The sequence below is a fragment of the Paraburkholderia sp. BR14312 genome (assembly GCF_040948675.1).
Classification (GTDB): Bacteria; Pseudomonadota; Gammaproteobacteria; order Burkholderiales; family Burkholderiaceae; genus Paraburkholderia; species Paraburkholderia nodosa_A.
Genome location: NZ_JBFPKI010000015.1, coordinates 195180 through 214247, shown reverse-complemented (window position 1 = coordinate 214247; position 19068 = coordinate 195180). Strand labels below are relative to the sequence as shown.

Annotated in this window: 17 protein-coding genes; 12 read left to right on the top strand and 5 right to left on the bottom strand. The window is 65.8% G+C overall.

What is annotated here, in order from left to right:
* Nucleotides 1-35: 35 nt before the first annotated feature.
* Nucleotides 36-812, top strand: a complete 777-nt coding sequence (locus tag AB3X98_RS35020; protein ID WP_368606846.1) for an SDR family oxidoreductase — start codon at nt 36-38, stop codon at nt 810-812.
* A 33-nt stretch (nt 813-845) separates the two neighbouring features.
* Here the strand turns inward: AB3X98_RS35020 and opgC are convergent, their stop codons facing one another.
* Nucleotides 846-1934 (bottom strand): OpgC domain-containing protein, encoded by a 1089-nt coding sequence (gene opgC, locus AB3X98_RS35015; protein WP_368606847.1) that lies wholly within the window; start codon nt 1932-1934, stop codon nt 846-848.
* Between the two features lie 578 nt (nt 1935-2512).
* On the opposite strand from opgC, the gene AB3X98_RS35010 reads away from it, so the two are divergent.
* The 9 genes from AB3X98_RS35010 to AB3X98_RS34970 all read left to right on the top strand — a co-directional run bounded on the left by AB3X98_RS35010 (nt 2513) and on the right by AB3X98_RS34970 (nt 12166).
* Nucleotides 2513-4873, top strand: a complete 2361-nt coding sequence (locus AB3X98_RS35010) for a bifunctional salicylyl-CoA 5-hydroxylase/oxidoreductase (RefSeq protein ID WP_368606848.1) — start codon at nt 2513-2515, stop codon at nt 4871-4873.
* A gap of 2 nt (nt 4874-4875) precedes the next feature.
* Nucleotides 4876-5655: an SDR family NAD(P)-dependent oxidoreductase gene (locus AB3X98_RS35005; protein WP_368606849.1), complete on the top strand. Its 780-nt coding sequence runs from the start codon at nt 4876-4878 to the stop codon at nt 5653-5655.
* A complete protein-coding gene (locus tag AB3X98_RS35000) occupies nt 5652-6215 on the top strand; it encodes a MarR family winged helix-turn-helix transcriptional regulator (protein WP_069261929.1) in 564 nt (187 codons plus the stop codon). The genes AB3X98_RS35005 and AB3X98_RS35000 overlap by 4 nt, the downstream gene beginning before the upstream one ends.
* 35 nt (nt 6216-6250) lie before the next feature.
* Nucleotides 6251-7105, top strand: coding sequence for an enoyl-CoA hydratase family protein (locus tag AB3X98_RS34995; RefSeq protein WP_368606850.1), 855 nt, complete (start codon nt 6251-6253; stop codon nt 7103-7105).
* Nucleotide 7106: 1 nt separating this feature from the next.
* Nucleotides 7107-8294, top strand: coding sequence for an acyl-CoA dehydrogenase family protein (locus tag AB3X98_RS34990; RefSeq protein ID WP_368606851.1), 1188 nt, complete (start codon nt 7107-7109; stop codon nt 8292-8294).
* Nucleotides 8295-8335: 41 nt separating this feature from the next.
* A complete protein-coding gene (locus AB3X98_RS34985) occupies nt 8336-8752 on the top strand; it encodes a RidA family protein (RefSeq protein WP_368606852.1) in 417 nt (138 codons plus the stop codon).
* 52 nt (nt 8753-8804) lie between these two features.
* Nucleotides 8805-10442, top strand: a complete 1638-nt coding sequence (locus AB3X98_RS34980) for an AMP-binding protein (protein WP_368606853.1) — start codon at nt 8805-8807, stop codon at nt 10440-10442.
* A gap of 213 nt (nt 10443-10655) precedes the next feature.
* Nucleotides 10656-10934 (top strand): helix-turn-helix domain-containing protein, encoded by a 279-nt coding sequence (locus AB3X98_RS34975; RefSeq protein ID WP_368606854.1) that lies wholly within the window; start codon nt 10656-10658, stop codon nt 10932-10934.
* On the top strand, nt 10931-12166 hold the full coding sequence (locus AB3X98_RS34970) for a type II toxin-antitoxin system HipA family toxin (RefSeq protein ID WP_368606855.1): 1236 nt from the start codon (nt 10931-10933) through the stop codon (nt 12164-12166). Before AB3X98_RS34975 ends, AB3X98_RS34970 begins: the two co-directional genes overlap by 4 nt.
* 37 nt (nt 12167-12203) lie before the next feature.
* On the opposite strand, the gene AB3X98_RS34965 is transcribed toward AB3X98_RS34970, so the two are convergent.
* Together AB3X98_RS34965 and ydiK are read right to left on the bottom strand one after the other, a co-directional pair.
* Nucleotides 12204-14894, bottom strand: coding sequence for an ATP-dependent Clp protease ATP-binding subunit (locus AB3X98_RS34965; RefSeq protein WP_368606856.1), 2691 nt, complete (start codon nt 14892-14894; stop codon nt 12204-12206).
* Between the two features lie 199 nt (nt 14895-15093).
* Nucleotides 15094-16191 carry an AI-2E family transporter YdiK gene (gene ydiK / locus AB3X98_RS34960; RefSeq protein WP_368606857.1) on the bottom strand — a complete coding sequence of 366 codons (1098 nt, stop codon included), beginning with the start codon at nt 16189-16191 and terminating at the stop codon, nt 15094-15096.
* A 157-nt stretch (nt 16192-16348) separates the two neighbouring features.
* Between ydiK and surE the strand changes: the two genes are divergently transcribed.
* Nucleotides 16349-17137 carry a 5'/3'-nucleotidase SurE gene (gene surE / locus AB3X98_RS34955; protein ID WP_133186902.1) on the top strand — a complete coding sequence of 263 codons (789 nt, stop codon included), beginning with the start codon at nt 16349-16351 and terminating at the stop codon, nt 17135-17137.
* Between the two features lie 14 nt (nt 17138-17151).
* Here surE and AB3X98_RS34950 read toward each other — a convergent pair whose 3' ends face one another.
* Together AB3X98_RS34950 and AB3X98_RS34945 are read right to left on the bottom strand one after the other, a co-directional pair.
* Complete coding sequence (locus AB3X98_RS34950; protein ID WP_069261938.1) at nt 17152-17589, bottom strand: thioesterase family protein; 438 nt, start codon at nt 17587-17589, stop codon at nt 17152-17154.
* 45 nt (nt 17590-17634) lie between these two features.
* Nucleotides 17635-18225 (bottom strand): YSC84-related protein, encoded by a 591-nt coding sequence (locus AB3X98_RS34945; protein ID WP_069261939.1) that lies wholly within the window; start codon nt 18223-18225, stop codon nt 17635-17637.
* Between the two features lie 373 nt (nt 18226-18598).
* Between AB3X98_RS34945 and AB3X98_RS34940 the strand changes: the two genes are divergently transcribed.
* Nucleotides 18599-18970, top strand: coding sequence for a DUF2946 domain-containing protein (locus AB3X98_RS34940; RefSeq protein ID WP_069261940.1), 372 nt, complete (start codon nt 18599-18601; stop codon nt 18968-18970).
* Nucleotides 18971-19068: the final 98 nt, after the last annotated feature.

Below are 19068 nucleotides of genomic sequence, written 5' to 3'. Positions count from 1 at the left end.
ACGCAAGGATCGCATCCCTTTATCATCACGACACCATGACGATTTCGACATCCGCCCCCCGTTCCACCATTCGCGCCATCGTGACCGGCCATACGCGCGGATTGGGTGCGGCGCTCGCGCAATCGCTGCTGCAACGGGACATCGAGGTGCTCGGCCTCGGCCGTGGCGCGCATGCGGAACTGGCTTCCCGCCATCCGGAACGGTTCGCCGAGGCCGTCGTGGACCTCGCCGATCCCGCCGCACTCGAACGCTGGCTGGCGGGCGACACGCTCGATGCGTTCGCGCTCGGCGCGCAGTGCGTGCTGCTCTTCAACAACGCGGGCAGCGTCGAGCCGATTGGCCCGCTCGGCGCGCAGGACCCGCTCGCCATCGCGCGCGCCGTGACGCTCAACGTGGCAGCGCCGTTGATGCTCGCGAATGCGCTCGCCGCCACGTCTGCGCCCGGCGCGAGCGCATCACGACGCATCGTGCATATTTCGAGCGGCGCCGCGCGCAACGCGTATGCGGGCTGGAGCGTGTATTGCGCGACCAAGGCTGCGCTCGACCACCACGCGCGCGCCGTCGCCCTCGATGCGCCGGCCGGCCTGCGCATTTGCAGCATCGCACCTGGCGTGATCGATACCGGCATGCAAAGGATGATCCGCGCGACGAGCGTCGACCAGTTCCCGATGCGCGAGCGCTTCGAACAGCTCAAGCAGAACGGTTTGCTGTCCACGCCCGAAGCGGCCGCGCAACAATTGATCGACTATGCGTTGAGCGATGCCTTCGGCTCGTTGCCCGTCGTTGATGTGCGCGAACTTGGCAAGGCGTGAGCGCGTCGTGCGTTGAATCGTTGCCGTCGCGCTTCACGTAAGCGCGACGCGCGGCCGTACCGCTTTCAGGCGCCGCATGCCACCCGCGAGCGCGAGCAATGCGCCGACCGCGAGCACGTCGCCCGCGAGCCGTGCGGGCAACGAAGCGGTGACATGCGTTGCACGCAGCAGCGTGTCGATGACGTTCGAAGCCACCGCGCCCCCCACGAAACAGACGAGGCCCTGCTGCCCCACGGTGACGACGGCCGGCAGCCGCTGCGCAAGCCACGCTATCCAGCCTTTGCGCACCGCCTGCGCGGCGAGCCACGCCACGGCGGCGAAGTTCACGATGCGCACGCTCGCGAGATTCTGCTTCATGTAGCCAGGCTGAGGGTCCAGATCGGCGAACAACTGGATTAACGCGAACGTGGCGACGAGCACCAGCGCGAACGCTGTCAACGCGCGGCCCGTCCAGGAGACTTGGAACGCACGCGACACCGGATAGATGCGGCATAGCAGCCCCAGCATGAACATGGCCTGCCAGGCAAACGGGTTGAACGGCCAGATGGCGCCGGGCGCGGTAGGCAAATACCCCACGAGCCAGCACCCGCCGAACCACAGCACGAAGCTGCCCACGAGCACGAGATCGGGCGAGCGGCGCGCAAGTGGCATCACGAATGGCAGGAGCATCACGAGCACGATGTACATGGGCAGGACGCCGGCCAGATACGGCTGGTCGCGAAACACCGCGATATTGGCGAGCATCGTGAACGGCTGCGCGGCGAAGCGCAGATAACCCGACTCTGCGACCAGCGGCGAATCCACCCGCATCGTTACCGCGGCGGCGCCCGACAGCAGCATGAGCGCAGCGGTGCACAGGTAGGCGGCGTAGATCTCGCGCCCGCGACGCCAGAAGCGCCGGTTGGCCGCGCCCTCGCCCTTGCGTCCGGCAATGGCGAGCCAACTCGCCGCGCATACATAGCCGCTCACGAACACGAACACTTCCGCGGAGTCGCAGAACGCGAAGTTGTGCAGCATCGCATGCGAAAGCACGCTGGAAGGAATGTGATCGAGCGCGATGGAAATCAAAGCGAAACCCCGGAAAAAGTCGATTTCGATCGATCGCTTCGCTGTCTGACTCATGGGTGACGACTCCCGTTCGTGTCGAAGATTACGATTGAAGGGGTGCGCGACTTCGATTCAATGAAGCTTTCAGCTTTACGGCTATTTTTGTAAGGATGCCTGATCGATTCATGGCCACACGCGCAACGCATGAAAGGGTTCCGTAAAAGGCTGCACCGGAGCGCCGCCTCACCAAGCGACTTTAATGCCAGCTCCACGCGCAATGCGCCAGCGTGACCCATGGTAAGCATTTCGCCCGCTTCACGGTTGCACGCAGTCGCGCGCGCAGCCCCGGACGGTGCGCGCCATGCACACGGAATCGGCATCCGCCCGTTTCTGGTGCCACATCCTATGGCGTCCCGGCGTCCGCCCCGTCGCGGCATTTGGGCCGTCGCGTCTCGTGGAAAGGCGCACGAAAGCCTGCGTGTTCCCTTTGCTTGCGTCATTGGCGAGTTGACGCCGCGCCGCACCAAGGGTTCCACAAATATTCAGATGTTTCGCCGCTGCGCCCAGGGTCATCCCGCCCTCGCTCGCATATTACTTGACACCTAAAGTAATTGAACCTACATTGGCCTTGCAGACTGAACGAAGGAGCGAGCATGCGCATTGTTTGCATGGGTGGCGGGCCCGCGGGCCTCTATTTCGGCCTTTTGATGAAGCGCCGTCACCCCGACTACGAAATCGCCGTAATCGAACGGAACCGTCCGTACGACACGTTCGGCTGGGGCGTGGTGTTCTCGGACCAGACGCTGGGCAACCTGCGCGCGGCCGACCCCGAAAGCGCGGACGAAATTCTCGACGCCTTCAATCATTGGGACGACATCGAGATTCACTTTCGCGGCAGCGCAATCCGCTCGTCGGGCCATGGCTTCTGCGGCATTGGCCGCAAGCGTCTGCTCAACATCTTGCAGGCGCGCTGCGAGGCGCTCGGTGTGAAGCTTGTATTCGAATCGCAGATCACCGACGACGACGTCGCCCACGCGGACCTCATCATTGCGAGCGACGGCCTGAACAGCGCCACGCGCCAAAAGTACGCCGCCACGTATCAGCCGGATATCGATTTGCGCAACTGCCGCTTCGTGTGGCTCGGCACGTCGAAACTCTTCGACGCGTTCACGTTCGCGTTCGAAGAAACCGAATGGGGCTGGTTCCAGGCGCACGCCTACCGCTTCGACGACAACACGTCGACGTTCATCGTCGAAACGCCCGATCACGTGTGGCGCGCAGCCGGCCTCGACACCATGAGCAAGGAAGACAGCATCGCGTTCTGCGAGAAGCTGTTCGCGCGTTATCTCGACGGCCACGCGCTGCGCTCGAACGCGTCGCACATGCGCGGCTCGTCGCAATGGATCCGCTTTCCCCGCGTGGTCAATCGCGAATGGGTGCACTGGAAAACCGCGGCCGACGGTAAGCAAACGCCTGTCGTGCTGATGGGCGACGCGGCGCACACCGCGCACTTCTCGATCGGCTCGGGCACGAAGCTCGCGCTCGAAGACGCGATCGAACTCGCCAACAGCATGCAAGCGCATCCCGGCGATCTGCGCGCGGCGCTCACGCACTACACGAACGTGCGTAGCGTGGACGTCCTGCGCATTCAGAACGCCGCGCGCAATTCCACGGAGTGGTTCGAGCACGTGGACCGCTACGCGAAGTTCGATCCGGAGCAGTTCGCCTATTCGCTGCTCACGCGCTCGCAGCGCATCTCGCACGAGAATCTGCGCGAGCGCGACGCGCATTATCTGTCCGGCTTCGAAACGTGGCTCGCGCAACGCGCGGGTGGCGAGGCGCGCGCCGTGCCGCCCATGTTCACGCCTTTTACGGTGCGTGGCGTGACGTTGAAAAACCGCGTGATCGTCTCGCCGATGGCGCAGTACTCCGCCCATGACGGCGTGGCCGGCGACTATCACCTCATGCATCTGGGCGCGCGCGCCATGGGCGGCGCCGCGCTCGTGATGACCGAAATGACCTGCGTCTCCCCCGAGGCCCGCATCACGCCCGCGTGCCCCGGCATGTATGCGCCCGAGCATCTGCAGGCGTGGAAGCGCATCGTCGATTTCGTGCATGCGAACTCGGACGCGAAAATCGGCATGCAGCTCGGCCATTCCGGCGCCAAGGGCTCGACGCGCGTGGCATGGGAAGGCATCGACCAGCCGCTCGACGACGGCAACTGGCCGCTCGTCTCCGCTTCGCCGCAGCAATATCTGCGCGGTGTGAGCCAGTGGTCGCATGAAGCGAGCACCCAGGAACTGCGCGACATCGAGGCGCAATTCGTCCAAGCCACGCAAATGGCAGACGAAGCGGGCTTCGACTGGCTCGAATTGCACTGCGCGCACGGCTATCTGCTTTCCGGCTTCCTCTCGCCGCTCACGAACCAGCGCACCGACGAGTTCGGCGGATCGATCGAAAACCGGCTGCGTTATCCGCTCGAGGTTTTCAAGGCGATGCGCGCGGTCTGGCCGGAAAACAAGCCCATTTCAGTACGCGTCTCGGCACACGACTGGGTGGAAGGCGGCAACACGCCCGACGACGCCATCGAAATCGCGCGCGCGTTCAAGGCGGCAGGCGCGGACATGATCGACGTTTCGTCGGGCCAGGTGAGCAAGGAAGAAAAGCCCGTCTTCGGCCGCATGTTCCAGACGCCTTTCGCCGACCGCATCCGCAACGAAGCGGGCATCGCGACGATCGCCGTCGGGGCGATTTCCGAAGCGGATCACGTGAACGGCATCATCGCTGCCGGTCGCGCCGACCTGTGCGCCGTGGCGCGGCCGCACCTGGCCAACCCCTCGTGGACGCTCACCGAAGCGGCGCGCATCGGCTATCTCGACATCAAGTGGCCGAACCAGTACATGGCGGCCAAGACCCAACTCGAACGCAACATCGAGCGCGAACGCGCCGCAGCGGCAGCCGCGGCCGGCCAGTCGCCGATCGAGCGTGCGCAACGCGCCGAAGGAACCGTGTGAGCATGAACCAGGCAATCCTGAACGATCGTCATGCCGTCGTGACCGGCGGCGGCAGCGGCATCGGCGCGGCGACTGCCGCCGCGCTCCTGCATGCCGGTGCGCGCGTCACACTGATGGGCCGTGACGCCACGCGGCTCGACGCCCAGCGTGCCGCGCTCGGCGGCGGCGAGAACGTGGCTTGCGTGAGCGTCGATATCACCGACGAAGACGCCGTAAACGCCGCGTTCGTGCATGCGGCGCAAACGCTCGGCGCTGTCGATATCCTCGTGAACAACGCGGGCCAGGCTCAGGCCGCGCCGTTCACGCAAACCGACCTCGCGCTGTGGAAGCGCATGCTCGACGTGAATCTCACGGGCGCGTTTCTGTGCACGCGCGCGGTGCTGCCCGGCATGCTCGCGCGCAAGGCCGGACGCATCGTCAATGTCGCGAGCACGGCGGGCCAGGTCGGCTATCCGTATGTCGCCGCCTATTGCGCCTCGAAACATGGCGTGATCGGCTTGACGCGCGCGCTTGCGCTCGAAGTGGCCACCCAGGGCGTAACCGTGAACGCCGTGTGCCCCGGCTACACGGAAACGGAACTGCTGCAGGCGTCGCTCGAACAGATCACGCGCAAGACTTCGCGCAGCGAAGCCGAGGCGCGCAGCATTCTCGTGCGCCACAACCCGCAGCAGCGTTTCGTCACGCCGGAAGAAGTCGCCAACGCCGTGCTGTGGCTTTGCGCGCCTGGATCGTCCGCGATCACGGGCCAGTCCCTATCCGTTTCCGGTGGAGAAATCACATGACATCGCCCGCATCCACGCGCAAGAACGCCACCGCGAAGGCCGCAACGAAAGCGCCGCGCAAGGGCGTCGAAAAGCCGGCGGAGAATGTCGTCGACATGGAAATGAGCACGGGCGCCGACAGCCACATGGGCCTGCGCCTGTGGCTGCGCCTGCTCACCACGACGAACCTCGTGCAGGCCGAATTGCGCCGCCGCCTGCGCGTCGAGTTCGACACGACGCTGCCGCGCTTCGACCTGATGGCGCAACTCGAGCGCCACCCCGAAGGTCTGCGCATGACGGAACTCTCGCGCCGCCTGATGGTGACGGGCGGCAACGTCACGGGCATTACCGATCAGCTCGAAAAGGAAGGCCTCGTCGTGCGCGACGTCGCCCCCGACGACCGGCGCGCCTTCGTGGTGCGCCTCACGCCCGAGGGCCGCGCCCTGTTCGACCGCATGGCGGCCGCGCACGAGCAATGGGTGGTGGAACTGTTCGGCGGCCTCTCGCTCGACGAGAAGTCGAAGATGCACGAGCGGCTCGGCAAGCTCAAACAGCATCTGCGCAACGGGCTCGAAAGCTGAACACACTGAAATTGCAAAGATCCGGGAGACATATCTTGACGACACGTTCCAGCGCCGAAGCGCTCTTCGCGGGAAACCGCGTCACGCTTGCCGGTTATGAGGCGCAATATTTCGGCTGGTCGGTTCAAGGCCGCGTCGCAACCATCACGCTGAACCGCCCCGAACGCAAGAATCCGCTCACGTTCGAATCGTATGCGGAACTACGCGATCTGTTTCGCCAGCTCGCCTATGCGACGGACGTGAAGGCCATCGTGCTGCATGGCGCGGGCGAAAACTTCTGCTCGGGCGGCGACGTTCACGACATCATCGCGCCGCTCATCGATCTGCCGATGCCCGAACTGCTGATGTTCACGCGCATGACCGGCGACCTCGTGAAAGCCATGCGCCACTGCCCGCAGCCGATCATCGCCGCCGTGGACGGCGTCTGCGCCGGCGCGGGCGCGATTCTCGCCATGGCCTCCGACATGCGCTACGCCACGGCGCGCAGCAAGCTCGCGTTCCTTTTCACGCGCGTGGGGCTCGCGGGCTGCGACATGGGCGCGTGCGCGATCCTGCCACGCATCATCGGTCAGGGCCGCGCAGCCGAGCTGCTTTACACGGGCCGCTCCGCGAGCGGAGAAGAAGGCCACGCATGGGGCTTCTACAACCGCATCTGCGAGCCCGAAATGCTGCTCGCCGATGCACAGAAACTCGCCGCCGATCTCGCCTCCGGTCCGACCTTTGCGCACGGCATCACCAAGACGATGCTGCATCAGGAATGGACCATGAGCATCGACGAGGCCATCGAGTCCGAAGCGCAGGCGCAGGCGATCTGCATGGCCACGCGCGATTTCGGCCGCGCCTATGAGGCGTTCGCGGCCAAAACGCGCCCGGTTTTCGAAGGGGATTGAATTGAACGCTGCCGTTGAAACGAATCTCCACGACGCACTCGCGTGGCCGTTCTTCGAAGATCGCCATCGCGCGCTCGGCGCGGGAATCGAAGCATGGGCGCGTGAGCATCTCGCGCACGTGCCGCACGACGACGTCGATGCGACCTGCCGCGCGCTCGTGCGCAAGCTCGGCGAAGCCGGCTGGCTACGCTACGGCGTGGGCGGCACCGCTTATGGCGGCCATGGCGACACGATCGACACGCGCGCCGTCTGCCTGCTGCGCGAAACGCTCGCGAAACACTCGGGTCTCGCCGACTTCGCGCTCGCCATGCAGGGCCTCGGTTCCGGCGCGATCTCGCTGGCTGGCAACGAAGCGCAAAAGTCGCGCTATCTGCCGCGCGTCGCGCGCGGCGAAGCCATCGCCGCGTTTGCGCTCTCCGAGCCCGAAGCCGGCTCCGACGTCGCCGCGATGGCGCTCGCCGCACGCGCCGACGGCGACGACTACGTGCTCGCCGGCGAAAAAACGTGGATCTCGAACGGCGGCATCGCCGACTTCTACGTGGTATTCGCCCGCACCGGCGATGCGCCGGGCTCGCGCGGCATCAGCGCGTTCGTGGTCGATGCCGACACACCGGGGCTCGAAATCGCCGAACGCATCGACGTGATCGCGCCGCATCCGCTCGCGCGCCTGCGCTTTACCGGCGCGCGCGTGAAGCGCAGCCAGATGCTCGGCGCGCCGGGGGAAGGCTTCAAGATCGCCATGCGCACACTCGATATTTTCCGCACCTCGGTCGCCGCGGCTTCGCTCGGCTTCGCACGCCGCGCGATGGCCGAAGGGCTCGCGCGCGCCGCTTCGCGCAAGATGTTCGGCCAGACGCTCGGCGATTTTCAGCTGACCCAGGCAAAACTCGCGCAGATGGCGCTCACCATCGACAGCAGCGCCCTGCTCGTCTATCGCGCGGCGTGGCTGCGCGACCAGGGCGAAAGCGTGACGCGCGAAGCCGCCATGGCGAAGTGGCATGCAAGCGAAGGCGCGCAGCAGGTGATCGATGCGGCCGTGCAGCTTTGGGGCGGCATGGGCGTGCAAAGCGGCAACATCGTCGAGTCGCTCTACCGCGAGATTCGCTCGCTGCGCATTTACGAAGGCGCGACCGAGGTGCAGCAGCTCATTGTCGGGCGTGACTTGCTCAAGGCATACAACGCCGCGTAAGCGCCTGCTGCGCGACGCTTCACTACGGAACCGGACCAAACATGAAACGAGCCCTTCTTCCCGCAGGCTGGGTCAAGCCGCGCGGTTATGCCAACGGCGTCGCCGCTGCCGGCACGCAGGTCTATATCGCCGGCCAGATCGGCTGGGACGGGAACGCGCGCTTCACGAGCCGCGAATTCGGCGCCCAGGCCGTGCAGGCGCTACGCAATATCGTTGCCGTTCTCGAAACCGCGGGCGGCAAGCCCGAGCACCTCGTGCGCATGACCTGGTACGTCACCGACAAGAAGGAGTACCTGGCATCGCTGAAGGAAATTGGCGCTGCGTTTCGCGAGCTGATCGGCGACTACGACATCGCCATGAGCGCGGTGCAGGTGGTGGCCCTCATGGAAGATGACGCCAAAGTGGAAATCGAAGCGACGGCCGTGATTCCCGACGACGCGCGTCTCTCGCGCCAGTAGACCGGCGCCCGCGCAACAGCACGATCAGCTCATACAGACAGCCGGAGACGCCATGCAACCCACCGCCCATGTCGATACGTTCGCACGCGATCATCTGCCACCGGAGTCGCAGTGGCCCGACATGCTGCTCGACAATCCCGATGTTGCCTACCCTGCGCGCATGAATTGCGCGGTCGAGTTGCTTGACCGCGCGATCGAGGCGGGACACGGCGAACGCCCGGCCATCTGGTCGGATATCGATGGCAAGCCACAAGCCACCACGTACGCCGAACTGCTCGCGCTCGTCAATCGCAGCGCCCGCGTGCTGGTGGAAGACATGGGACTGAAGCCGGGCAACCGCGTCCTGTTACGCGGGCCGAACACATTGCAAATGGCGGTGGCGTTTCTCGCGTCGCTCAAGGCGGGGCTCGTGGTGATTCCCACCATGCCGCTCTTGCGTGCAAAGGAACTCAAGCAGATCGCAGACAAGGCGCAGGTTTGCGCGGCGCTGTGCGACGTGCGGCTCACTGAAGAGCTCGCGCGCTGCATGGACCCCGCCGACGAGTTCTTTTGCGAAGGCATCAAGCAGGTCTGCTACTTTCACGACACCGCGCCGGGCACGATGGAAGCGCTCGCGGCAGACAAGCCCGCCGACTTCATGGCCTGCGACACGGCCAGCGACGACGTCTGCCTGATTGCCTTCACGAGCGGTACGACGGGCACGCCCAAGGGCTGCATGCACTTTCACCGCGACGTGATCGCCATGTGCGACCTGTTCCCGCGCCACATTCTGAAGCCCACGGCCGAGGACGTGTTCTGCGGCACGCCGCCGCTCGCGTTTACGTTCGGGCTGGGCGGGCTGCTGTGTTTTCCGCTGCGCGTCGGCGCGTCGACGGTGCTGATCGAAAAGCTCACGCCGGCGCTGCTGCTCGACACGATCCAGCGTTTTCACGCGACGATCGTCTTCACCGCGCCCACGTTCTACCGGCAGATGGCGGCGCTCGTCACGCAGTACGACCTGGCCAGCCTGCGCAAGACGGTATCCGCCGGAGAAGCGCTGCCGCAGGCCACGCGCGATCTATGGCGCGACGCGACGGGCATCGAGATGATCGACGGGATTGGCGGCACGGAGCTGATTCATATTTTCGTGTCGTCCGCCGGCGCCGATGTGCGCCCCGGCTCGATCGGCCGCGCGGTGCCTGGCTACGTGGTGCAGGCGCTGGACAATGACCTGCAGCCGGTGGCGCCCGGCGTGACGGGCAATCTCGCCGTGCGCGGCCCGACCGGCTGCCGTTATCTCGCCGACGAACGCCAGGCCGTGTTCGTGCGCGGCGGCTGGAACCTGCCCGGCGACGCCGTATCCATCGACGCCGACGGCTATGTGTTCTACCAGGCCCGCTCCGACGACATGATCGTTTCGTCGGGCTACAACATCGCGGGTCCCGAAGTCGAGACGGTGCTCATGCAGCACCCCGCCGTGGCCGAGTGCGGCGTAACGGGCGTGCCCGACGAAGTGCGTGGCCAGGTGGTGAAGGCGTTCGTCGTCTTGCGCCCGGGCTTCAGCGCCGGCGACGCCCTGGTCGCCGAGTTGCAGAACTTCGTGAAGAACGCGGTGGCGGCGTACAAATATCCGCGCCTGATCGCCTTTATCGACGCATTGCCGCGCACCGAGACCGGCAAGCTCAAGCGCTCGGCGCTGCGGTCGATGTGAAGCGGCCCCTGGGGGGAAAATACAACGTAAACCGTTGAATCTTCAACGAACACGCATTGACCCCCTGAAACGCCGATATGCGCACGATATTGCGCATATCGGCGTTTTATCCACCATCTTGCGCAAAATTGCGCGCATTTTCCGCCACGAATCCGATTGATTGGATGCGCAGAATTCTGCGCAAAACACTGATAACGACCTATAATGCGCACTATGATGCGCAAAAAAACCACGAACCTCTCGATTTCCAACGCCGAGCGCCTGGCAGAAGGCCTGCGCGCGACGCGCCGCGAGCGCAAGCTGACCCAACAGGCCCTGGCGGAGCAGGCCGGCGTCGCCCGTCGCACCGTCACGAACGCCGAACACGCAGGCAACGTCGGCGTACGCGAACTCTGCCGGCTCGTGAACGCGCTCGGCTATGAAGTCGTGCTTCGCCCCATGGATACCGTCATCCTCGAGGACCTGAACGACATATTCAGGGACGACGAATGACTGCGAGCGCCTCATTCGACCTCGAGCGGCTCCTGCGCGAAATCCGCAACCTGGAAGTCCATACGCCGCAGGGACCGAGCGGTCTGCTGGCGCGCGAGAGCCGCTTCGTCTTCAATTACGGCGACGCGCCCGACATGGCCGCCGTATCACTCACCATGCCCGTGCGGCGCCAGAGTTACGCGAGCGGCGACCTGATGGGCATCTTCGCGATGAACCGGCCAGAGGGCTACCTGCGTTTCGTCATCGAGGAACGGCTCGCGCGTTACGGTGCGCCGAGCGACATGTTTCTGCTCTTTCTCGCCGGCACCAATCAAATCGGGCGGCTCACCTATTCCGTGCCGGGAGAGCGGGTGCCGCAGAGCGACGGCGAACGTCTGGACGAATTGCTTTCCTCGCCGTCGGGCCGGCTGTTCGAGCGCCTGATCGACCGCTATGCACTCGGCTCGGGCATCTCCGGCGTGCAGCCGAAGGCGGTCGTCCCGCTCGCCGCAGAAAACGCCCCGCGCCCCGCCGAACACACGGCGCTGCCCCTGCGCACGGTGATCGTGAAGGCCGAAGGCGACGACTTCCCCGGGCTCGCGCGCAACGAATACTTCTGCATGTCGGTGGCGAAAGAGGCCGCGCTCGAAGTCCCCGACTTCTGGCTTTCCGAAGACGGCAAACTCTTCGTCATGTCACGCTTCGACCGCGAGGCGGACGGCACGCCCATCGGATTCGAAGACATGAGCGTGCTCACCGGCAAGGCGAAATACGAGGGCAGCTACGAGATGATCGCCAAGGCCGTGGACATCTATACGCGCTCTGACCCGGCGCAGAAACGCCGCCTGTTCGAGCGCATCGCCCTCTCGTGCCTGTTGCGCGACGGCGACGCCCACATGAAGAACCTGGGAATCCTCTATATCGATCCGACCGGACCGCGCCGGCTCGCTCCGGTGTTCGACGTGGTCTGCACGGACATCTATCCGGATCTCGATGGACGCATGGCGCTCAGCCTCAACCGGAGCAAGACGTTCCCGCTGCCGGCGGAACTCCATGCCTTCGCCCGGCGCCTCGGCATGCGGCAGTCCGAAGGCGAGGAAATCATGAGCCGCCTGCACGGCGCCTATCTCACGGTCGCCGAGCGTTTTGCGCAGGACCGGCGATTCCACGAGGGCGACCTGCTCGCCAGGATCCGGCGGGCCGTCGAACGTCCGGGCGTCAAACCCGTCTCGCGCCCGAAGCTGGTGCGTTAGGCGCGCGAGCACGGGCAACGCCGCCCGGCCAACTGCATCAGCTTGCGGCCGCCCCCTGCAACGCGAATGCCATGCGTTTGCCCGCCGCGTCGTAACGGCATATGACTTTGGCGCCCTCTTTCACGCCGCCCTTGAGCATTTCCTTCGCCAGCTCGTTCTCCACCGCCTGCTGCATCTTGCGCTTCAACTCGCGCGCGCCGAATTCCGGCCGATATCCCTCCGCCGCGAGGTAATCGATCACGCTGTCGTCGAACGTCAGGTCGATGTCCTGGCTGTGTGCCATCCGCCGGACCTGTTCGAGCTGCAGCCGCACGATCGAGCGCAGCTCGTCGCTCGTGAGCGGCTGGAACATGATGATCTCGTCGATGCGATTCAGGAACTCGGGCCGGAAATGCTGGCGCAGCTCGCCCATGACCGCGCCTTGCATCGACCCTTCTGCGCTCGACAGAAACCCCGGCCCCGAGCGCTTTTGCCCGGAGACCAGGTCGGAGCCGAGATTGCTCGTCGCGATCACGACCGTATTGCTGAAGTCGACCACGCGCCCCTTGCCGTCGGTGAGCCGGCCGTCGTCGAACACCTGCAGCAGCACGTTGTAGACGTCGGCGTGTGCTTTCTCGATTTCGTCGAGCAGGATCACGCAATAGGGTCGGCGGCGCACCTTCTCGGTCAACTGGCCGCCTTCGTCGTAGCCGACGTAACCCGGCGGCGAGCCGATCAGCCGCGACACCGCGTGGCGCTCCATGTACTCGCTCATGTCGATGCGCACGATGGCGTCTTCGTCGCCGAACACCACTTCGGCCAGCGCCTTCGCAAGCTCCGTCTTGCCCACGCCGGTCGGCCCGAGGAACAGGAAGACTGCCGTGGGCCGCCGGCCGCGCCGCAGCCCGGCGCGCGAACGGCGCACCGCGTCGCTGACCGCGACGATGGCCTGTTCCTGCCCGATCACACGCTCATGCAGCCGCGCTTCCATTTCGAGCAGCCGCGTGCGCTCCTCGGCGGTCAATTGCGTGACCGGCACGCCCGTGAGCTTCGAGACGATCTCCGCGACGTCTTCGCTCGTCACGTCCGAGGTCACGGTGCCCAGCTGACCTTTCCAGTCGTTGGTGGCCTGCGTGAGCGCCTTTTCCTTGTCGGCGATCGGCTCATCCAGCGTATGGGCGCGCTCGAAATTTTTGCGCGTCGCCGCGTAGTCCTGCTCGCGCCGCAATTGCGCCAGCTCCGCCTCGAGTTCCAGGATCGCCGCAGGTCGCGAGGTGGCCGAAAGATGCACGCGTGCCGCCGCCTGGTCGACGAGATCGATGGCCTTGTCGGGCAGGAAGCGCCCCATCACGTAGCGGTCCGAGAGCTCGGCCGCCGAAACCAGCGCGTCGTCGCGAATGGTGACGTGGTGATGCACCTCGAGCTTGTCGCGCAAGCCGCGCAGGATGTTGATCGTCTGATCGACGCTGGGCTCGGAGACGAACACGGGCTGAAAGCGCCGCTCGAGCGCCGCGTCCTTCTCGATGTACTTCTGGTACTCGGAGAGCGTCGTGGCGCCGATCAGGTTCAGTTCGCCGCGCGCCATCGCGGGCTTGAAGACATTGGCGATGTCGAGCCCGCCCTCGCCGCCGCCCTGGCCCGCGCCGACGATCATGTGCACTTCGTCGATGAAGAGCACGAGGCTTTCGCGCTGCGCCGAGATTTCCTCCATCACGCCTTTCACGCGCTCTTCGAATTCGCCGCGATACTTCGCGCCCGCGATCAGCCCGTTGACGTTCAGCTCGACGAGGCGCCGCCCGCGCAGCGATTCGGGCACGTCGCCGTTGAGCATGCGTTGCGCGAGGCCTTCGGCGATCGCGGTCTTGCCCACCCCCGGTTCGCCGATCAGCACCGGATTGTTCTTGCGCCGGCGCGCGAGCACTTCCACCACGGTCTCGATCTCGCTCGAACGGCCGATCACGGGGTCGAGCTTGCCCTCGCTCGCGAGCGCGGTGAGATCGCGGCTGTATTGGTCGAGCTGCGGCGTCGCGCTCGGCCCCTTCGCGGCGGGACGCTCGCGTTTGTCGCCCTGGGCCTCCACGAGCCGCTGCAATACCTTCTGGGGCGTGACGCCGTAGCGGCCCAGCAGATGGCCCGCAAAACTTTCCGGCACCTGCGTGAGCCCGAAGAGCAGATGCTCGGGCGCAACGTAGCTGTGACCCAGTTCGCGCGAGACGAGAAATGCGCGGTCGAGCGCGCCCTTCAGGCGCGGGGAGACGCCGATACGGCCGTCCTCCCGCGCGGGCGCGCCTTCGCGCTTTTGCGCGTTGGCGTCGATGAACGCGCGCACATCGTCGGGCTGAATGCCGAGGCGCTTGAGGATCGCCGCGCCCGCGTCGTTGCCCGCGAGTTCGTAAAGCAGATGCTCGGTGTCGACTTCGCGCCGCCCGAACTGCACCGCCCGCTCCGCCGCGCGCTGGAGCAATTCACGCGCCACGTCGCTGAAATAGCGTTCGACGATGGCGCCGTCGCCCGCTTCCATGGCCTGTGGCGTAGGTTCAGCCGCCGGGCCGCCCGCATCGTCCGTGCCGTCACCCTGCTGCGTGGCGCGAAACAGCGCCTCCAGCGGGCTCAAGGTCCGTTGATGCCGCGTGAGTTGCGCGTAGTGATAGTCGCAGACATCGAGAAAGCGCCGCCTGCCGTCCTGCAACACGGCGACCCGCACCGTCGCGGGGCGCACGCCGCAGATATCGCAGTTGAACTGAGCCATTTCGTCTCCTTGGAAGCGATGCGCGGCGCGCGCGGTGCGCTGCCCGCGACCAGGAACGGCACGAGGCATGCCCACGCGAGCACCGCATGAATGCTCTAACGAATGCCGAAGCGAAGTTCAGACGTCATCGTAACGTCGAATCGAACTGCGCGTCGGCAAGAGGAGACGTTTGCTAATCGATGGTGTTGGGTGCGCGGCGTCAAACGTCCTGATGGGCGGCCGAACTGGACGCCCCGTGGGCTTGCGCCGCCGGGTCGCGTATCCAGGCGCTCAGCAAGGTGGACGAAACGGCGAGGATCACCGGCCCGATGAAGAGCCCGACGATGCCGAAGGCGAACAGGCCGCCGAGCACGCCGGAGAGAATGAGCAGCATCGGCAGATTGACGCCGCGCCGGATCAGCACCGGACGCACGAGGTTGTCGAGCATGGCGACCATCACCGACCACACCGCGAGCAGGATCGCCGTGACATGCGCGTCGTGCACGAACAGCCAGATCACGCCGCCGAGTAGCGGCAACGTCGGGCCGATCTGCGCGAGACACAGCATGAGCATCACGGCCGTGAGCACGCCCGCGCCCGGCACACCCGCCACCCACAGACCGATGCCGCCCAGCGCCGACTGCAGGACCGCCGTCACGACGATGCCGAGCGCCACTGCGCGGACAGAAGCGCCCGCGAGCTTGACGGCCTGCTCGCCATAAGCGGGAGCCACGCGAATGGCGAAGCGCGTGACATAGTCGGCGGCCTGCTCGCCGTTGCTGTACAGAATGCCCGTGATGATGACGGTGATGAACATGTGCATGACGAACACGCCCACCGAAGCGGCGTGGCCGATCAACCAGTGCGCCGCGATCGAAACGTACGGTTCGAGCTGCGCGAGCAGACCGCCGGGGCCGGCGTCCGAAAACTCCTGCCACTTGGCGGCAATGCGCGAGCCAACCACGGGAATGTCGCTGACCCACTGCGGCGGCGCGGTCAACGCATAGTCGGGCAATTTGCGGATCAGCTCCATGATCTCGCCGCCGTGCACCGCGAGCGTCGAGATGGCTTCATAGAGCGGCAGCACGATCACGACCAGAAGGATCAGCAGCATGACGAGCGTGGCGAGCCAGCGGCGGTTGCCGCAGCGCCTCTCGATGGCTTTCATGGCGGGCCAGGTCGCGACGACGATGGTCGTGGCCCAGATCAGCCCCGGGAGGAACGGGCGCATGACATAGAGGCTGCCGATCGTCAGCGCGCAGAGTATGGCAACAACGAACAGGATGCGGGCCAGGTCCGGCAGGGCTTGCGGCTTCACGTACTTCTCCTCGATGCAGGGCGCGCCTCATGGCGCCGACGCGCTAGTCTATATCGGATAGGCTACGAATCCGTTTCAAAAGTCCCGCACGGCAGCACGGAACGCACTCTGGAATAATGCCCCTTTCCCCCGACCTTGCCACGAAGAAGAGCCAGCCATGACCGCAACCGATACGAAACTGCCCTGCGTGCTCCTCACCAACGACGACGGCATCGATGCGCCCGGCCTCGCCGTGCTCGAAGCCGTGGCCGCCGAGCTCGCGCACGAAGTCTGGGTCGTCGCGCCCGAGCACGACCAGAGCGGCACCTCGCACTCGATCAGCCTGCATACGCCGCTGCGCGTGAGCCGGCGCGGCGCGCGGCGCTTCGGGGTGCTCGGCACGCCCGGCGATTGCGTGGTGATGGCGGTGCGCCAGCTGATGGGCGACGTGCGCCCTTCGCTCGTGCTCTCGGGCATCAACCGCGGCGGCAACCTCGGCGTGGAGACGATGTTCTCGGGCACGGTGGGCGCAGCCATGACGGGCCTGTTGCTCGGCCTGCCGTCCATCGCCTTGAGCCAGACCTTCCGCGACCGCGAGCGGGTGCGCTGGGACACCGCCCGCGCGCTCGCGCCGGACGTGATTCGCCGCCTCGCCGCCGTCGCGCATGACGCGCCGGTCTGCCTGAACGTGAATTTTCCCGATATCGACGCCAGCGCCGCAGGCCCGCTCACGGTCACGCGCCAGGGCGTCGGGCTCGTGCAGGGCATCGACGTCGTGCCGCAGATCGACCCGCGTGGCATGGACTACCACTGGCTGCGCTTCAATCGCGGCCCGCGCGAAAACGGGCCCGACAGCGAAACGGCCGTGGTGAACTCCGGCCGCGTTTCGGTCACGCCGCTGCATTTCGAACGCACCGACGAAAAAACGTTTGTCACGTTGCAAGCGGCACTCGGCGCTGCCGCCTGAACGTGGTCCAATGATCAATCGCGCGCGGCGGCCGTCATCGCCCGCGCGATCGCATCGCGAATGTCCTCAGGAATGCCAATCGACTTGTGAGTGTCGAGCGAGGTGGTCACGATGGTCTGGCGTGCCGCCATGCGCAGCACGCCGTCCACGCCCGTGCAGGCCCACGCGAGCGTGAGCGACGCCCCGCCCAGGCGCTCGACGTCGAGCGAGAGCCAGACCTCGTCGCCCATCTTGCTGACCGCCTTGAAATCCACTTCGAGCCGCACGGTCGGCATGCCCACGCGACGAGCGCCTATCACGCCGTGATAGCCCTCCTGCGGCAACAACTCGTCGATCCACGATTCGACGAGATCGTTGAAGAGGACGAAATACTGCGGATAGAACACGATCCCGGCGGGATCGCACTCCGAGAAGTGAATCTTGTGTTTGCGGCGGTACGTGGGCATCGCCATGCGTGTGTCTCCTTTCATGCCAACTCGTCACTGCGCGCGGCAGCGTCAAATGACGAGCCGCGACACCTTCACGCCTTCCAGCGACACCCCGGCCATGAGGCCCGCGTTGGTCAGCACGAACGCTTCCACGGGGCTCGTCGCGGTCGAGGTATCGACATTGCCGTTCGCGCCCACCGTGACGAGCGCAACCGTGGCGTCTGCGCCTGCCGACCACCCCTGGCTACTCGTGAAATCGTTGAGCGCGACCGGGTTCATGAACGCGAAGATGATGGCTTTGGACTGCGCGCCGATCTGCAGGCCGAACGAGCCCGCAATGGTGCTGTAGTAGCCCGTCGTGCGGCCATCCACGCGCAGCGCGCCGGTGCCGTACTGACCGCCGATCCAGAAACCTGCCGAAAGCACCTGCGGAAAGACGAGCACGCCGCTCGCCTTCGAGACCAGCTCCTGCGACCCGCTCACCGTGCTGAAGAGGCGCGAGAGCGTGGCGTCGACGCCTGCGTCGATCGAATTGCGCTTCGCCGTGTTTTGCGAGGCGCTGTTCTGCGTGCCGAGCGGCGTGGTCGTGCAGCCGGCAAGCGCGAGGCCGCTGGCGGCGAGAGCGGCGCTGGAGCTGAGAAGAAATTGACGTCGGCGCATTGCGTGGTTTTCCTGTGCAAATGGGGCTTCGGGTGCCCGCGCCGGCCCGATCGTGGACATCCGGGCCGTGCGCAAAGCGCTACAGGATAGCGCGCATGGCCGTCGCCGGGGCAAACCCGCAATCCGGCGCGTGGGCACCGGCCGCCCGCGGCGGCCATGACCGCTCATCCTTGGGGGTATAGGACCATGCAGCGGGCATCGAGTTCGCGCGAAGAGGTAAGGAAATCCCCAGCCGCGGGCGTTTCGATGCCACGCAACGGCGTCGACGGACGCGACATCTCACCGCGCTTATTGCCATCCTCAGGGCCGCGGGCGCGCGTGCGCAAACGCGAAAGGCCGTGTTAGACTCCGCCGCGCAATCATTCTCATTCTCATGAATTCACGCAAGCATTCACTGCTGACCGCATGGCTTGGCCTCGTCGCCATGTGGCTCATCGTGCTTGCGCCGCTCGTGAGCCAGCTCGTCGCCGCGCAGCACGCGCATGAGCCGGACGCCACGCTATGCTCGGCCGTGCAGCCGGTACAGTCCGGTAGCGCGCCGCATCTTTCGCACGACGACGCATTCGGCGCCTGCGGCTACTGCCATCTGCTCGAGCATCATGTGGCGATGGCTTCGGTCGCCGCGCCCGCTCCGCTTGCCGCCCTCGTGCTCGCCCGCGAGACGATCGCGCCGCCCGTCACCCACGACCTCCCCTTAGGCGCCTTCCCTTCGGGCAGGCCGCGCGCCCCACCCGTCCTTTCCTGAGTTACGCCTTTACCGGCCGTTCGACCGCGATCTGATCGCGTGCCCAACGAGCACGCACGACACGCGCGACTGCTCGATTCCCGTTTCCAGGAAAGCAT

What these genes read in the sequence shown, in the direction of transcription:
- AB3X98_RS34975 (WP_368606854.1), top strand. Translation starts at nt 10,656, where the DNA reads ATGATGCGCAAAAAAACCACGAACCTCTCGATTTCCAACGCCGAGCGC.
- surE (WP_133186902.1), top strand. Translation starts at nt 16,349, where the DNA reads ATGACCGCAACCGATACGAAACTGCCCTGCGTGCTCCTCACCAACGAC.
- opgC (WP_368606847.1), bottom strand. Translation starts at nt 1,934, where the DNA reads ATGAGTCAGACAGCGAAGCGATCGATCGAAATCGACTTTTTCCGGGGT.
- AB3X98_RS34945 (WP_069261939.1), bottom strand. Translation starts at nt 18,225, where the DNA reads ATGCGCCGACGTCAATTTCTTCTCAGCTCCAGCGCCGCTCTCGCCGCC.
- AB3X98_RS34965 (WP_368606856.1), bottom strand. Translation starts at nt 14,894, where the DNA reads ATGGCTCAGTTCAACTGCGATATCTGCGGCGTGCGCCCCGCGACGGTG.
- AB3X98_RS34970 (WP_368606855.1), top strand. Translation starts at nt 10,931, where the DNA reads ATGACTGCGAGCGCCTCATTCGACCTCGAGCGGCTCCTGCGCGAAATC.
- AB3X98_RS35005 (WP_368606849.1), top strand. Translation starts at nt 4,876, where the DNA reads ATGAACCAGGCAATCCTGAACGATCGTCATGCCGTCGTGACCGGCGGC.
- AB3X98_RS35020 (WP_368606846.1), top strand. Translation starts at nt 36, where the DNA reads ATGACGATTTCGACATCCGCCCCCCGTTCCACCATTCGCGCCATCGTG.
- AB3X98_RS34950 (WP_069261938.1), bottom strand. Translation starts at nt 17,589, where the DNA reads ATGGCGATGCCCACGTACCGCCGCAAACACAAGATTCACTTCTCGGAG.
- AB3X98_RS35000 (WP_069261929.1), top strand. Translation starts at nt 5,652, where the DNA reads ATGACATCGCCCGCATCCACGCGCAAGAACGCCACCGCGAAGGCCGCA.
- AB3X98_RS35010 (WP_368606848.1), top strand. Translation starts at nt 2,513, where the DNA reads ATGCGCATTGTTTGCATGGGTGGCGGGCCCGCGGGCCTCTATTTCGGC.
- AB3X98_RS34980 (WP_368606853.1), top strand. Translation starts at nt 8,805, where the DNA reads ATGCAACCCACCGCCCATGTCGATACGTTCGCACGCGATCATCTGCCA.
- AB3X98_RS34985 (WP_368606852.1), top strand. Translation starts at nt 8,336, where the DNA reads ATGAAACGAGCCCTTCTTCCCGCAGGCTGGGTCAAGCCGCGCGGTTAT.
- AB3X98_RS34940 (WP_069261940.1), top strand. Translation starts at nt 18,599, where the DNA reads ATGAATTCACGCAAGCATTCACTGCTGACCGCATGGCTTGGCCTCGTC.